This is a genomic window from Rahnella woolbedingensis (assembly GCF_003602095.1).
GTDB classification, from domain to species: Bacteria; Pseudomonadota; Gammaproteobacteria; order Enterobacterales; family Enterobacteriaceae; genus Rahnella; species Rahnella woolbedingensis.
On the sequence record NZ_RAHH01000001.1, the window covers coordinates 190,323 to 204,929 of the forward strand.

Consider the following 14,607-nt stretch of genomic DNA (forward strand, 5'->3'; position numbering starts at 1 on the left):
GCCAGTTTATCGGGCACCGGTTACCTGACCGCCACACCCCTTACTCCCTGCGGGTCAGCCGAGCAGCGCCAGCATGGCTCTTGCTGTGCTCTCTTCAGTAACCAGTGCGTTTATTCGTTTGCCTTTCAGTGCGGCGACAATCGCTTCTGCCTTCTCGGCACCGCCTGCCACGCCTAATACGGTCGGAATGCTGGCCAGTTCGTCCGGTGCGACGGCGATCAGTTCGTCGTGGATTGCCATGTTTTCCGCCAGCTCACCGTTACGTTGCATAAAGAAACCGAGAATGTCGCCGACCGCGCCTTTGCGGCCAAATAACAACTGTTCGCCTTCGCTGATATAACCGGAGCGCAATATCGTCGCTTCCTGTTTCTGATTTAGCGAACCGATGCCGACAACGGCAATATCCGCTGCGCAGGCCGTCAGCATCACGTCATGGACGTTGCGCTCCTGGCGAAATATTGCTGCCACGCTGGCAGATGAAGCGCGCAGCGGTGCCGGAATAATGCTGACGCCACAGGCCGCATCAAGCTGTCCGATGCCGGTCATGTAAGGGCCGACCCCGCCGGAAAGCGTCACCATGCGGATCTGCTGCGAGGCGATAAATCCGCTCAGATGCTGCAACGTGCTCATGGCGGTTTCGCCAAATCCGACTGCCAGCAATTGCTGCGGTTTTAACATCGTCATCAGCATATGTGCCGCGCCGACGCCCAGACGTGCGCTCAGCGAGCCATCGGCAAGCTGGGGCAGCACACGTACCTGCTGCAATCCAAAGCGCTCAAACAGCGTGTTTTCCAGCGACAAACAGCCCTCAAAACGCGAGTTAATTTGTACGCGGATCACCCCGGATTGCCGGCCTTTTTCCAGCAGACGCGACACTTTAAGCCGCGTCAGCCCGAGCCGTTCACCAATCTCATTCTGGGTCAGGCCGTCGTGGTAATAGAACCACGCGGTGCGTGCCAGCAGTTCCTCTTCACCCATGCTGAATTCCGGATGGTTAGTCAAATCGGAAAGCGTTGTTTTGTCATTCATAGTGAACACTTATCAAAATGTAGATCAATTGTTCGTTAACGAAATGTTGTTAACTGTGATGTGTTTGGCAAATTTCAAATCATTCCTGCCTGAATCATAACGCAGAGTATATGAGTTGAACAAACTGTGATCAGGGCAAAAGTTTTCCGTGTCACCACGGACTAGCTTTATGAACATTATTAAACAATAAATACATTTGTTCACTTAATGTATCTCATCCGAGGCCAGCGTATGCATTCAGGCGATCACTCAGCAGCAGACGCACAATCCCCGGACCTGCTTTTGCAGGTCAGCGGTGTCAGTAAAAGCTTTTCCGGTGTCGCAGTGCTGAAAGACATCGATTTCAGCCTGCATCGCGGTGAGGTGCATGCGCTGCTTGGCGGGAATGGCGCGGGCAAATCGACGCTGATGAAGATTATCGCCGGGGTCGAGATTGCCGATCGCGGCGAAATGTTATCAGGCGGCGCGCCGCTGCTGGCGCTGACACCCGCAAAAGCGCATCAGGCGGGTATCTACCTGGTGCCGCAGGAGCCGATGCTTTTTCCGAGTCTCAGCGTGCGTGAAAACATTCTGTTTCGTCTGCCTGCGCATCAGGCCAGCGAGAAAAAACTGCAACAATCGCTGTCTGAACTGGGCTGCAATCTGCCACTCGGTTCACTGGCCGGAACGCTGGAGGTGGCCGATCAGCAACTGGTAGAAATCCTGCGTGGGCTGATGCGCGATGCCCGGTTGCTGATCCTCGACGAACCGACGGCTTCGCTGACACCCGCGGAGTCCGCCCGCTTATTTACGCAGGTTCGCCATCTGACGGCGCAGGGCGTCGGCGTGGTGTTTATCTCGCATAAACTGCCGGAAATCCGCGCCATTGCCGACCGGGTCAGCGTGATGCGCGACGGCAAAATTGCGCTCAGCGGCGCGCTTTCGGAGCTGGATAACGATGCACTGATTGCCGCCATCACGCCGCAAACACAGGCGGCTGCATTACCTGCTGAACAGAAACTGTGGCTGGATTTGCCGGGAGCACGGCGCAATCCAGCCAGCAACGAGCCGGTATTGCAGGTGCAAAACCTGACCGGTGAAGGCTTTATCAATATTTCATTTAGCGCCCGCGCCGGGGAAATCGTCGGGCTGGCAGGCGTTGTCGGGGCAGGGCGAACCGAACTGGCGGAAACGTTGTATGGCCTGCGGGGTGCACAAAGCGGTCAGGTCTTCCTGATGCAGCAAGACATCAGCGGACTTAGCACCTTACAACGCCTGAAGAAAGGGCTGGTGTACTTGCCGGAAGACCGGCAGGCGTCCGGTCTTTATCTGGATGCGCCACTGAGCTGGAACACAACCTCCCTGACTTTCAACCGTCAGAGCTGGTGGCTGAATATCAAACGCGAGGCGGCGGTGCTGGAACGTTATCACCGTGCGCTGGGGATCAAATATCGCGACGGCTCGCAAACCGCCCGCACGCTTTCCGGCGGGAATCAGCAGAAATTGCTGATCGCAAAATGCCTGGAAGCCCAGCCAGCCGTGCTGATTGTCGATGAACCGACGCGCGGGGTAGATGTGTCGGCGCGTGCCGATATCTATCAGCTGCTGCGCAATGTCGTTGAACAGAACGTGGCGGTTATCCTGATTTCTTCTGATCTGGATGAAATAGAAGGGCTGGCCGACCGGGTATTTGTCATGCATCAGGGTGAAATGAGCGGCGAGCTGCAGGGCAGCGAAATCAACGTCAGCAACATTATGCACATCGCGTTTGGTAACCACTCCCGGACTGCGGCTAGCGGAGGATCCTCATGCTGAAACGGATACAAAACAACCGGGAACTGACCGCGCTGATGGCGATTATCGCGCTGTTTGCGTTACTCGGCGCGATGGACAGTCAGTCGTTCAGCTTTCAGACGCTGGGCATGATTTTCGGCAGCGCACAAATTCTGATGTTGCTGGCGATGGGCGCAACGGTAGTGATGCTGACCCGCAACATCGATGTTTCGGTCGGTTCCATTACCGGTCTGTGCGCCGTGACGCTGGGCGTTTTACTTAACAGCGGATTGAGTCTGCCGCTGGCCTGTCTGGTAACTCTCGGCACCGGTTTGCTGGCGGGATTATTCAACGGCGTACTGGTGGCCTGGCTGCGTATTCCGGCGATTGTCGCCACCCTCGGCACGCTGGGTTTATACCGCGGGCTGATGTTACTGATGACCGGCGGCAAATGGATTGAAGGTTTACCCGCCGGACTCAAATCGTTATCCGAACCGGCGTTCCTCAGCATTTCATCTCTGGGCTGGCTGGTGATTGTTTTACTGGTGGTGATGTTCTGGATGCTCAGCCGCACAGCATTTGGCCGCAGCTTTTACGCCGTGGGTGACAACTTGCAGGGCGCACGGCAGCTCGGTGTCGCCGTCAATCGCGTGCGCATACTGGCGTTTGGCATCAACGGCATGATGGCGGCTATCGCAGGCATTGTCTTCGCATCGCAAATCGGGTTCGTGCCTAACCAGACCGGCAGCGGGCTGGAAATGAAAGCCATCGCCGCCTGCGTACTGGGCGGGATCAGCCTGCTCGGCGGCACCGGTTCCCTGCTCGGTGCGGTGCTTGGCGCGTATTTCCTGACACAAATCGACAGCGTGCTGGTGCTGCTACGCCTTCCGGCCTGGTGGAACGATTTTATCGCCGGGCTGGTGCTGCTGGCGGTGCTGGTATTTGACGGCAGACTGAGGCAGGCGCTGGAGAAAAACCTGCGGCGTCAGAAGTATTCGCGCTTCCTGACGGCCACTCCGCCGCCTCAGAAGAAACCCGCGGAACGTAAATCTCAGCAACAGAAAAATGTCAGCCGCCGGTTAAGTACCGGTAAAAAGAGCGGGGTGATGTGATGAACAAACTTCAACAATATGGCTGGGAAATCGCACTGCTGGCGCTGCTGGTCATCGAAATCTTGCTGTTCGGTTTTGCCAATCCGCGCATGCTGGATGCGAATACGCTGTTGTTCAGCACCAGTGATTTCATCACCATCGGGATTGTGGCATTGCCGCTGACGCTGGTGATTGTCAGCGGCGGCATCGACATTTCCTTCGGTTCCACCATCGGGTTATGTGCCATCGCGCTCGGCGTACTGTGTCAGGCCGGTGTTCCGCTGGCGCTGGCGATTATCCTCACACTGGCGCTGGGCGCTGCCTGTGGTTTGCTCAATGCCGCGTTGATCCTTTATACCGGCGTCAATCCGCTGGTCATCACGCTCGGAACCCTCTACCTGTTCGGCGGCAGCGCCTTACTGCTTTCCGGGCTGGCGGGCGCGACGGGTTTCGAGGGCATTGGTAATTTCCCTGACGCGTTTACCAATTTCGCCAATAGGGTGGTGCTGGGACTGCCGATGCCGCTGGTGACCTTCCTGCTGGCGACGCTGTTTTTCTGGCTGCTGATGCACCGCAGTCGCACCGGTCGCAACATTTTTCTCATTGGTCAGAATGCCCGTGTGGCACGCTATGGCGCATTGCCGGTCAGCCGCACCGCTTTTGCGCTGTACGGTATGACCGGCCTGGCTTCAGCGGTCGCCGCCATTCTGATGACATCCTATTTTGGTTCAGCCCGTTCAGATCTTGGCAACGCGTTGCTGATGCCCGCTATCACGGCGGTAGTGCTTGGCGGTGCCAATATCTACGGCGGTTCCGGTTCTATTCTCGGCACGGCGCTGGCGACGCTGCTGATCGGGTATCTCCAGCAGGGCTTGCAGATGGTTGGCGTTTCCAGTCAGATTTCCAGCGCACTTTCCGGTGCGCTGCTGATCCTGGTGGTCATCGGCCGTTCCGCCAGCCTCAATCGTGGTCTTATCCGCAGTGTTTTCCAGCGTTATCGCCAGCGCTGGTCTGCGCCTTCTCCTTCCTTGACGTCTTCTAAATAAGCCGGGGTTAATGATGAAAGCCAACACAATGAAAACCTTACTGATTGCCAGTGCCGTCAGCCTGGCCTGCCTGAGTGCGCAGGCGGCCGAACGTATCGCGTTTATTCCCAAACTGGTAGGCGTCGGCTATTTCACCAGCGGCGGCAACGGCGCGACGGCGGCAGGCAAAGAGCTGGGGGTGGACGTAACGTATGACGGCCCGACAGAACCGAGCGTTTCCGGGCAGGTGCAGATGATCAACAACTTCGTCAATCAGGGATACAACGCGATTGTGGTTGCGGCGGTATCCCCCGACGGCCTGTGTCCGGCACTGAAACGCGCCATGCAACGCGGTGTAAAAGTGCTGACCTGGGATTCCGACACCAAACCGGAATGCCGCTCGATTTACATCAATCAGGGCACACCACAACAGCTTGGCTCAATGCTGGTGGATATGACCTCCAGCCAGGTGAAGAAAGAAAAAGCCAAAGTGGCGTTTTTCTATTCCAGCCCGACGGTGACCGACCAGAACCAGTGGGTGAAAGAGGCGAAAGCCAAAATCGCCAAAGAGCATCCAGGCTGGGAAATCGTGACCACGCAATATGGCTATAACGATGCGACCAAATCCCTGCAAACCGCTGAAGGGATCCTGAAATCCTACGGCGATCTGGATGCGATTATTGCGCCTGACGCCAATGCCTTACCGGCTGCCGCGCAGGCCGCTGAAAACCTCAAACGCACCAACGTGACCATTGTCGGTTTCAGTACGCCGAACGTCATGCGCCCGTACGTTGAACGCGGCACGGTGAAACAGTTCGGCCTGTGGGACGTGGTCAGCCAGGGCAAAATTTCGGTTTACGTCGCCGATCAGTTACTGAAAAAAGGCGAGCTCAACGTGGGTGACAAACTGGATGTGCCAAACGTCGGATCGGTGGAAGTGGTGCCGAACAGCGTGCAGGGCTACCAGTATGAGGCCAAAGGCAACGGCATCGTTTTACTGCCGGAACGCGTGGTCTTCACCAAAGACAATATTGGTAAATACGACTTCTGACGAATAAGGAGAAAAGAAAATGGCAGATCTGGACGATATCAGAGACGGCAAGAACTTCGGCATCGGCACGCCGCAGGACAATCACGCGTTTTTCCTCAAAGGCAGCGGTCAGCTTGACTGGGGAATGCAGTCGCGGCTGGCGCGTATTTTCAATCCGGAGTCCGGCAGAACGGTAATGCTGGCGTTCGACCACGGCTATTTTCAGGGCCCGACGACCGGCCTTGAGCGTATCGACATCAACATTGCGCCGTTGTTTGCACATACCGATGTACTGATGTGTACCCGTGGGGTGCTGCGCAGTGTGGTGCCGGCGGCAGTTAATAAACCCGTCGTGATGCGCGCCTCGGGGGGTAACTCGATTCTGACTGAGCTTTCCAATGAGACCGTCGCCGTCGCGATAGAAGACGCGCTGCGCCTGAACGTCGCGGCAATGGCGGCGCAGGTGTATATCGGCAGCGAATATGAACATCAGTCGATTAAAAACATCATCCAGTTGGTGGATCAGGGGATGCGTTACGGAATGCCGACCATGGCAGTGACCGGCGTTGGTAAAGACATGGCGCGCGACCAGCGTTACTTCTCGCTGGCGACCCGAATTGCCGCTGAAATGGGTGCGAACATCATCAAAACCTACTACGTCGATGAAGGTTTCGAACGCGTCGCGGCGGGCTGTCCGGTACCGATTGTGATTGCTGGCGGTAAAAAACTGCCGGAACGCGAGGCGCTGGAGATGTGCTTCAAAGCCATCGATCAGGGCGCATCGGGTGTGGACATGGGGCGTAATATTTTCCAGTCCGAATCGCCGGTTGCCATGCTGAAAGCCGTAAAAGCGGTGGTGCATGAAAACGCCAGCGTGGCGCACGCATACGAACTGTTCCTGAGTGAAAAGGGGTGAATCATGGAAGTGACGCTGGTCGAAATTAATGTTCAGCCGGAAAAGGTGGATGAGTTTCTGGAAGTGTTTCACGCCAACCACCTCGGCGCGGTGAAAGAGCCCGGAAATCTGAGATTTGATGTGTTGCAGGACGAGAAAGTACCGACGCGGTTCTTTATCTACGAGGCCTATCAGGATAACGATGCCGTGCTGGCACACAAGAAAACACCGCATTATCTGAAATGCGTTGAAGCGCTGGAGGGGATCATGTCGGGGCCGAGGAAGAAAACTTCTTTTAAAGGGATATATTCGTAAGGTCAAAACTGGTTTGGTTCAAGGTCAACACCAACGCCTTGGGCTGCCACCAAACTGGCCTTAAGAGGCGCCTATCGCCGCGCCTCTTAAGAATCTCCGGCTCTTTCACTGCGCGCTCTGCTTGCAGGCTATGTTTCAGGTATCGCAGTGATAGCCGCAAAATCCCGCCGCTCCGCGGTACCCTACGTTCAGGTTACAACCCGCGCAAAATGACGCGCGGTTTTCCACCTCTCCTCTGGTCGGTTTCGGCACTGTGCATCAGGTGACCGCAGCACTTGAGAACCCGAAATCTTCTCGGTCAGGCCTTCATTGACATTGCCCTGATGGCCAATCCGCCATTACATCAACCCTTCCAGCCTCACATACAACTCCCGGAAGACTTTCCTCCTCTCGGCATACGCCGTGTGCATATCAGCATCCGGTTCGTGCACTTGCTCAAGTGCCAGTTCCGGCAGGAACTGTTCCAGAGGTTTACCGGGATTCATGGCAATTTGTGCCAGACGCGCTGCGCCCAGCGCCGGGCCGACATCACCGCCGGTGCGGTATTCCAGCGTTTTACCGCTGATGTCCGCCAGCATTTGCCGCCAGTAAGGGCTGCGGGCACCACCACCAATCAGGGTGATGCTGCGCGGTTGCAGACCGGTGGCGTGCAGAACGTCCATTCCGTCTGCCAGAGCGAATCCCACACCTTCGAGCACGGCGCGGGCAATATCGGCAGGGCCGTGCTGATGCGTCAGGCCAAACAATGTTCCTTTGGCGTTCGGATTATTGTGCGGGGTGCGTTCACCGGAAAGATAGGGCAGGAACCAGACCGGCGAGTCGGCGGGTTTGGTTTTTTGCGCCAGACTAATGAGCTCACCGACCGATGCGGTACCGGTAAGATTTGCGGCCCAGTCCAGGCAGGAAGCCGCGCTGAGCATGACCGACATCAGATGCCAGGTGTCCGGCAACGCATGGCAGAAACTGTGAACCGCCTGCTGCGGATTACTCAGGAAACCGTCGCTGACCGCGAAGTACACGCCGGATGTGCCAAGGGAAAGCATTGCCTGGCCGGTTTTGTATAATCCGACACCGACCGCGCCTGCCGCATTATCACCGCCCCCGGCAATCACCGGCACACAGTCCATTCCCCAGCGGGAGGCGAGTTCTGGCAGTAACTGACCGGTGATCTGATTGCCTTCAAAAAGCGCTGGCATGTGTTTGCGCGTCAGTCCGGTTGCGCTGAGCAGTTTGTCGCTCCAGTCGCGTTTTGCCACATCGAGCCACATCGTGCCTGCGGCATCTGACATATCGGAGGCAAATACGCCGGTCATCAGCCAGCGCAGATAATCTTTTGGCAGTAATACCTTGTCTATTTTCGCGAATAATTCGGCTTCGTTTTCACGCAGCCAGAGCAGTTTCGGTGCCGTAAAACCGGGCATCATCAGATTGCCGGTTATCTGACGGGAATCAGGAACATCCGCTTCCAGTTTCTGGCACTGGCTGAAACTGCGGCCATCGTTCCATAAAATTGCCGGACGCAGAACCTGATGCTGTCCATCAAGCACCGTTGCACCATGCATCTGTCCGGTCAGGCCGATGGCTTTTACGTCTTGCAGTGCATTTTGCTTAGCCAGTGCACAAACCGCGCGGTCTGTCGCAGTCCACCAGTCTGCCGGGTTTTGCTCAGACCACAAAGGGTGGGGACGGGAAAGGGTTAACGCCTCACTGTGGCTGGCGACCACCCGACCTTCTTCGCTAAGCAAAATGGCTTTGACGCCAGACGTGCCAAGATCTATTCCGAGATACATGTTTTTCCCTTATCGGTTAACCCGTTTCCAGAACGATTTACGCCCTGCGATTCCGCACCAGGCGGGCAGGGCGTCAGCTTATTGTATGAGATTAACCAAACAGATAACGGTTAACCAGATTCTCCAGGCGTTCCTGCTGGCCGCTCTGGTGCTGAGGTGCCAGTGCGTTTTGTTGTGCGTAGCTGCTCAGGGATTCCAGAGACATTTTGCCTTGCAGGATCTGCTGACCCAGTTCTGTATTCCAGCCTGCGTAACGCTGGGCAACGTGTTTATCCAGTTCACGACTTTCAATCATACGGGCGGCGACTTTCAGCGCCAGCGCCATGGTGTCCATACCGCCAATATGGCCGTAGAACAGGTCATATTTGTCGGTGCTCTGACGACGAACTTTAGAGTCGAAGTTCAGACCGCCGGTGGTGAAACCGCCCGCTTTGATAATTTCATACATTACCAGCGCATTTTCTTCCACGCTGTTCGGGAACTGGTCAGTGTCCCAGCCACACTGCGGGTCGCCGCGGTTAGCATCGACAGAACCGAAGATCCCAAGGGCAATGGCGTTAGCAATTTCATGATGGAAAGAGTGACCGGCCAGCGTTGCGTGGTTAGCTTCGATATTCACTTTGATCTCTTTTTCCAGACCAAACTGTTTGAGGAACCCGTAAACCGAAGCCACATCATAATCGTACTGATGCTTGGTGGGCTCCTGCGGTTTTGGCTCAATCAGCAGGGTGCCCTGGAAACCAATTTTGTGTTTATGCTCAACCACCATCTGCATGAAGCGACCCAGCTGTTCGCGTTCCTGACGCAGATCCGTATTGAGCAGGGTTTCGTAGCCTTCACGGCCGCCCCACAACACATAGTTTTCGCCGCCCAGCAGTTTGGTAGCATTCATCGCGTGAACAACCTGCGTCGCCGCCCAGCTGTAAATTTCAGGATTAGGATTGGTAGCCGCACCCGCTCCGTAGCGTGGATTGGTAAAGCAGTTCGCGGTGCCCCACAGCAGTTTTACGCCGCTGGCTTCTTGTTTTTGCGCCAGAACATCAGTCATCGCGGCAAAATTATTCACGTACTCTTTAATCGTTGAGCCTTCCGGCGAGACGTCAACATCGTGGAAGCAGTAGTAAGGAACATTCAGTTTCTGGAAGAACTCGAAAGCCACGTCCGCTTTGCGTTTCGCCAGCTCAAGCGCATCGCCGGGTTGCTGCCACGGGCGGTCAAATGCGCCCACGCCGAACATATCATTGCCATTCCAGCAGAAGGTGTGCCAGTAACAGGCTGCGAAACGCAGATGCTCAGCCATCGTTTTGCCGAGGATCACTTCTTCAGGATTGTAGTGACGGAATGCCAGCGGGTTTGTGCTGTTAGCACCTTCGTAGCGAACGGCGTCAAGCTTGTCGAAATATGCGTGCATTGAAAACTCCTTGAAAACGGGCCCAGCGGGACTGGGAGGCTGAGGCTCTATCTTCGGAGGAGATGTTTGATCCCACAATTACGTTATTTCACACTCAATTTAATAGAATTATTAAGTGTGCGGTAGATCGCATAAATAAGCCGTTTTTACTTACTTTTTATTCAACTTCCACGATGCCTCGATAATAAAAAGTCTTATTGTGCGCATATTACAGGCAAACCATGATCGCCATCATAATTCCTGAAATAAACAAAAAATCGTAACGCTGTGATTAAAATCTGCAATTGCCGATTAATTACCCAGCGTCAACAATCCCTCTGTCATTGCTGTACGAACTCTTCTGTATCTGCCTCTTCTTATTCTTATAAAAGGTCTGACATGATGAAAATGAAAAAAATAATTCTTTCCGCCTGTGCCGCATTAGTGCTTTTTAGCCAGTCCGGGCTGGCGAAAGAAATTAAAATTGGTATGGCTATTGATGACTTACGTTTAGAACGCTGGCAAAAAGACCGCGATATTTTTGTGGCTAAAGCCAAAACGCTTGGCGCAGATGTTTTTGTTCAGTCTGCTAACGGTAATGAAGAAACGCAGATGGCGCAGATTGAAAATATGATCAACCGGGGCGTCGATGTTTTGGTGATCATTCCCTATAACGGACAAGTGCTGAGTAACGTTATTGCCGAAGCCAAACAGGAAGGTATTAAAGTGCTGGCGTATGACCGCATGATTAACAACGCCGACATTGATTTTTATATCTCTTTTGATAATGAAAAGGTAGGCGAACTTCAGGCGCAAAGCCTTGTTGATCGCGTACCGCAGGGCAATTATTTTCTGATGGGCGGCTCACCGGTGGATAACAATGCCAAGCTCTTCCGTGCCGGTCAGATGAAAGTGCTTAATCCGTTAATTAAAGAAGGCAAAATAAAAGTGGTGGGTGATCAATGGGCTGACGGCTGGTTGCCTGAAAATGCCCTGAAAATCATGGAAAATGCGCTCACCGCCAACAACAACAAAATCGACGCCGTGGTGGCCTCCAATGATGCGACCGCCGGTGGTGCTGTTCAGGCGTTATCTGCACAGGGGTTGGCGGGGAAAGTAGCGATCTCGGGTCAGGATGCCGATCTCGCGGCGATCAAACGCATTGAAGCGGGCACGCAGACCATGACGGTCTACAAACCTATCACCAAACTGGCTAATGATGCTGCTGAAATCGCCGTGCAGTTAGGCAAAGGTGAAACACCAAAATCTAATGCGACATTAAATAACGGTAAAAAAGAAGTGCCTTCTTATTTATTAACACCGATCCAGGTGGATAAAAATAATATTGATAGCACAGTGGTGGCTGACGGTTTCCATAAGAAATCAAATCTTTAATTTTTCAGTATTTTTCTACAAAAACAACACTTCCAGCCGAAGTGTTGTTTTTGCTGGAGGTAAACATGCCAGAACAATATGAAAAATTACCCCTGCTGGATATGCGAAATATCACCAAGAAATTTGGTGCGGTAAAAGCGGTTGATAATATTAGTCTTACTCTGGCCGCAGGAGAGGTGTTATCCCTGTGCGGGGAAAATGGCTCCGGAAAGTCGACGTTAATGAAAGTGTTGTGTGCAATATATCCGCACGGTTCTTTTGAAGGGGAAATTTATTTTTCAGGTGAACGGCTGAGCGCAAAAGGCATTCGTGACACCGAACAAAAAGGGATCGCGATAATTCATCAGGAACTGGCGCTGGTGAAACAGCTCAGCGTGTTGGAAAACATGTTTCTGGGTAACGAGTGGGGCCGCTTTGGCATGCTCGATACCGACAAAATGTATCTGCGGTGTCAGCGTATGCTGGCACAGGTCAAACTCGAAATCGACCCGCATACGCTGGTGGGCGAGCTGGGATTGGGACAACGGCAGCTGGTTGAAATTGCTAAAGCCCTCAACAAGCAGGTGCGTTTGCTGGTGCTTGATGAACCTACGGCGTCGCTGACTGAAAGCGAAACAGCGATTTTGCTCGATATCATCCGTGATTTGCGCCATCACGATATCGCCTGCATTTATATTTCGCACAAACTCAACGAAGTAAAAGCCATCTCCGACAAATTGTGTGTCATTCGTGACGGTCGCCATATTGCCACCTGCAATGCAGAGGGTACTTCGGAAAAAGACATCATCGCCATGATGGTGGGCCGTGAACTCACGGAGCTGTTTCCGTCGCGTGAACGGCAGATTGGCAAAGAAATTTTGCGCATTGAAAACCTCACGGCATGGCATCCGGTTAACCGTCATATCAAACGGGTGGATAACGCCGGTTTTACGTTGCGTCAGGGAGAAGTGTTGGGTGTGGCGGGGCTGGTCGGTGCAGGCAGAACCGAAATGATGGAATGTCTGTTCGGGGTCTATCCGGGGCGCTGGTCAGGAGATGTCTGGCTGGAAGGTCAGAAAGTGCAGATTACCGATTGTCGTGACGCCATGCGGCGCGGGCTGGCGATGGTGCCGGAAGACCGTAAACGTGACGGCATCGTGCCGGTGATGGCGGTCGGCAGCAATATCACACTGGCCGCTTTAAGCCAGTTCAGCGGTGGCGGTGTTCTGCGGGAAGCGCAGGAACAGCACACCATCAGCGAGTCGGTGAAACAACTTAAAATCAAAACCTCATCTCCCGAACTGGCAATCGGAAGGCTCAGCGGCGGGAATCAGCAAAAAGCCATTCTGGCGCGCTGTCTGCTTCTTAAACCCAAAATCCTCATTCTTGATGAACCCACGCGCGGAATCGATGTGGGGGCAAAACATGAAATCTACAAACTCATTGGGCAACTCGCGGCACAGGGAATGGCCATTATCGTTATCTCATCAGAGTTACCCGAAGTGATCGGGCTGAGTGACCGCGTTGTGGTGATGCATCTTGGGCAGGTGAAAGCCTGTCTGGACAATAACAATTTAAGTCAGGAACAGGTCATGGAAGCCGCATTGAGGAGTGAAACTTATGTCTAAATTCCCCCAGCCAGGAAGCCCTTCCGCCACTGTTAATGAGAGCGGCTCAAAGGGCATGTTGTCGGCCAGTAAGCTAAAAAGCATGAATCTTCAGGTTTTTGTCATGCTGGCAGCCATTGCGGTAATTATCGTGTTTTTCAGCGTGACTACCGATGGTGCGTATATCAGCGCACGTAACGTTTCTAACCTTCTGCGACAGACTGCGATTACCGGCATTCTGGCCGTCGGCATGGTGTTCGTGATTATCTCTGCTGAAATCGACCTGTCTGTCGGTTCAATGATGGGGTTGCTCGGCGGCATGGCGGCGATTTTTGACGTCTGGTTCGGCTGGCCATTGCCGCTGACCATTGTGGTAACGATGGTGCTCGGATTGTTACTGGGTGCCTGGAACGGCTGGTGGGTGGCTTATCGTAAGGTGCCGTCATTCATCGTCACCCTGGCCGGGATGCTGGCGTTTCGCGGCATTCTGATCGGCATCACCAGCGGCACTACGGTGTCACCGATAACGCCTGCGATGTCGCTGATTGGTCAAAGCTATCTGCCAGATACCTTAGGTTTTAGTATCGGTTCTGTTGCGCTGGCGTTGTTTATCGGCTGGCAGTGGCGCAGGCGCAAACAGCGTGCGGCTCTCGGGCTGCCGGTGACGGCGGCCAAAAATGATGTCACCCGTCAGGCGCTGACCGCCATTATTGCGCTCGGCGCAATATATCTGCTTAACGATTATCGCGGCGTCCCTACGCCGGTGCTGATTTTGGTCGCACTGATGCTGGGGGGGATGTTTATGGCATCCCGGACTGCTTTCGGGCGGCGTATTTATGCCATCGGTGGCAACATCGAAGCAGCGCGGTTATCCGGGGTTAACGTTGAGCGCAGCAAACTGGCGGTATTTGCAATTAACGGCCTGATGGTGGCTATCGCCGGTCTGATCCTCAGTTCACGTCTGGGCGCGGGTTCGCCATCGGCGGGTAATATTGCTGAGTTGGACGCAATTGCTGCCTGCGTCATTGGCGGAACCAGTCTGGCGGGCGGCGTTGGGAGTGTTGCGGGTGCTGTGATGGGGGCTTTCATTATGGCGTCTCTGGATAACGGTATGAGTATGCTGGACGTGCCAACATTCTGGCAGTACATCGTTAAAGGCGCGATTCTGCTGCTGGCGGTCTGGATGGATTCAGCTACCAAAAGGCGCGCATAAATCCGCCGCTGCGGCGGTGATTTTGAGTGGTAATGCAGGAAAACCTGAGGAACCTCACAAAATCACTATGCCAAATCAACCTTAGCCATTGCGCTG

General features: G+C 54.2%; 12 protein-coding genes. 9 read left to right on the forward strand and 3 right to left on the reverse strand.

Annotation, left to right across the window (positions count from 1 at the left end):
* Nucleotides 1-54: 54 nt before the first annotated feature.
* Nucleotides 55-1,029: a transcriptional regulator LsrR gene (lsrR, locus tag D6C13_RS00875; RefSeq protein ID WP_120130957.1), complete on the reverse strand. Its 975-nt coding sequence runs from the start codon at nt 1,027-1,029 to the stop codon at nt 55-57.
* A gap of 231 nt (nt 1,030-1,260) precedes the next feature.
* Here lsrR and lsrA point away from each other — a divergent pair, with 231 nt between their 5' ends.
* The 6 genes from lsrA to lsrG are packed head-to-tail and all read left to right on the forward strand — an operon-like array spanning nt 1,261 to nt 7,137.
* On the forward strand, nt 1,261-2,823 hold the full coding sequence (gene lsrA / locus D6C13_RS00880) for an autoinducer 2 ABC transporter ATP-binding protein LsrA (RefSeq protein ID WP_120130958.1): 1,563 nt from the start codon (nt 1,261-1,263) through the stop codon (nt 2,821-2,823).
* Nucleotides 2,817-3,893, forward strand: a complete 1,077-nt coding sequence (gene lsrC, locus D6C13_RS00885) for an autoinducer 2 ABC transporter permease LsrC (protein WP_120130959.1) — start codon at nt 2,817-2,819, stop codon at nt 3,891-3,893. The genes lsrA and lsrC overlap by 7 nt, the downstream gene beginning before the upstream one ends.
* Nucleotides 3,893-4,918 (forward strand): autoinducer 2 ABC transporter permease LsrD, encoded by a 1,026-nt coding sequence (gene lsrD, locus D6C13_RS00890; protein WP_120130960.1) that lies wholly within the window; start codon nt 3,893-3,895, stop codon nt 4,916-4,918. The genes lsrC and lsrD overlap by 1 nt, the downstream gene beginning before the upstream one ends.
* A gap of 28 nt (nt 4,919-4,946) precedes the next feature.
* Complete coding sequence (gene lsrB, locus D6C13_RS00895) at nt 4,947-5,948, forward strand: autoinducer 2 ABC transporter substrate-binding protein LsrB (protein ID WP_425272685.1); 1,002 nt, start codon at nt 4,947-4,949, stop codon at nt 5,946-5,948.
* A 19-nt stretch (nt 5,949-5,967) separates the two neighbouring features.
* Complete coding sequence (lsrF, locus tag D6C13_RS00900) at nt 5,968-6,843, forward strand: 3-hydroxy-5-phosphonooxypentane-2,4-dione thiolase (protein ID WP_120130962.1); 876 nt, start codon at nt 5,968-5,970, stop codon at nt 6,841-6,843.
* A gap of 3 nt (nt 6,844-6,846) precedes the next feature.
* Nucleotides 6,847-7,137 (forward strand): (4S)-4-hydroxy-5-phosphonooxypentane-2,3-dione isomerase, encoded by a 291-nt coding sequence (lsrG, locus tag D6C13_RS00905; protein ID WP_120130963.1) that lies wholly within the window; start codon nt 6,847-6,849, stop codon nt 7,135-7,137.
* A 338-nt stretch (nt 7,138-7,475) separates the two neighbouring features.
* Here lsrG and xylB read toward each other — a convergent pair whose 3' ends face one another.
* The gene (gene xylB / locus D6C13_RS00910) at nt 7,476-8,927 is read right to left on the reverse strand and encodes a xylulokinase (protein ID WP_120130964.1); all 1,452 of its coding nucleotides are present in this window, start codon (nt 8,925-8,927) and stop codon (nt 7,476-7,478) included.
* A gap of 91 nt (nt 8,928-9,018) precedes the next feature.
* On the reverse strand, nt 9,019-10,338 hold the full coding sequence (gene xylA, locus D6C13_RS00915) for a xylose isomerase (protein ID WP_120130965.1): 1,320 nt from the start codon (nt 10,336-10,338) through the stop codon (nt 9,019-9,021).
* 381 nt (nt 10,339-10,719) lie between these two features.
* Between xylA and xylF the strand changes: the two genes are divergently transcribed.
* From xylF to xylH, 3 genes are all read left to right on the forward strand, one after another.
* Entirely contained in the window at nt 10,720-11,712 is a 993-nt protein-coding gene (xylF, locus tag D6C13_RS00920) for a D-xylose ABC transporter substrate-binding protein (protein ID WP_120130966.1), read from the forward strand.
* Nucleotides 11,713-11,777: 65 nt separating this feature from the next.
* Nucleotides 11,778-13,319 (forward strand): xylose ABC transporter ATP-binding protein, encoded by a 1,542-nt coding sequence (locus D6C13_RS00925; protein ID WP_120130967.1) that lies wholly within the window; start codon nt 11,778-11,780, stop codon nt 13,317-13,319.
* A gap of 55 nt (nt 13,320-13,374) precedes the next feature.
* A complete protein-coding gene (xylH, locus tag D6C13_RS00930; protein WP_244212608.1) occupies nt 13,375-14,511 on the forward strand; it encodes a xylose ABC transporter permease XylH in 1,137 nt (378 codons plus the stop codon).
* Nucleotides 14,512-14,607: the final 96 nt, after the last annotated feature.

Excerpts from the sequence above, each read along its gene's own strand:
- lsrB (WP_425272685.1), top strand. The coding sequence starts at position 4,947 with ATGAAAACCTTACTGATTGCCAGTGCCGTCAGCCTGGCCTGCCTGAGT.
- lsrC (WP_120130959.1), top strand. The coding sequence starts at position 2,817 with ATGCTGAAACGGATACAAAACAACCGGGAACTGACCGCGCTGATGGCG.
- xylF (WP_120130966.1), top strand. The coding sequence starts at position 10,720 with ATGAAAATGAAAAAAATAATTCTTTCCGCCTGTGCCGCATTAGTGCTT.
- D6C13_RS00925 (WP_120130967.1), top strand. The coding sequence starts at position 11,778 with ATGCCAGAACAATATGAAAAATTACCCCTGCTGGATATGCGAAATATC.
- xylH (WP_244212608.1), top strand. The coding sequence starts at position 13,375 with ATGTTGTCGGCCAGTAAGCTAAAAAGCATGAATCTTCAGGTTTTTGTC.
- xylA (WP_120130965.1), bottom strand. The coding sequence starts at position 10,338 with ATGCACGCATATTTCGACAAGCTTGACGCCGTTCGCTACGAAGGTGCT.
- lsrD (WP_120130960.1), top strand. The coding sequence starts at position 3,893 with ATGAACAAACTTCAACAATATGGCTGGGAAATCGCACTGCTGGCGCTG.
- lsrF (WP_120130962.1), top strand. The coding sequence starts at position 5,968 with ATGGCAGATCTGGACGATATCAGAGACGGCAAGAACTTCGGCATCGGC.
- xylB (WP_120130964.1), bottom strand. The coding sequence starts at position 8,927 with ATGTATCTCGGAATAGATCTTGGCACGTCTGGCGTCAAAGCCATTTTG.
- lsrR (WP_120130957.1), bottom strand. The coding sequence starts at position 1,029 with ATGAATGACAAAACAACGCTTTCCGATTTGACTAACCATCCGGAATTC.
- lsrA (WP_120130958.1), top strand. The coding sequence starts at position 1,261 with ATGCATTCAGGCGATCACTCAGCAGCAGACGCACAATCCCCGGACCTG.
- lsrG (WP_120130963.1), top strand. The coding sequence starts at position 6,847 with ATGGAAGTGACGCTGGTCGAAATTAATGTTCAGCCGGAAAAGGTGGAT.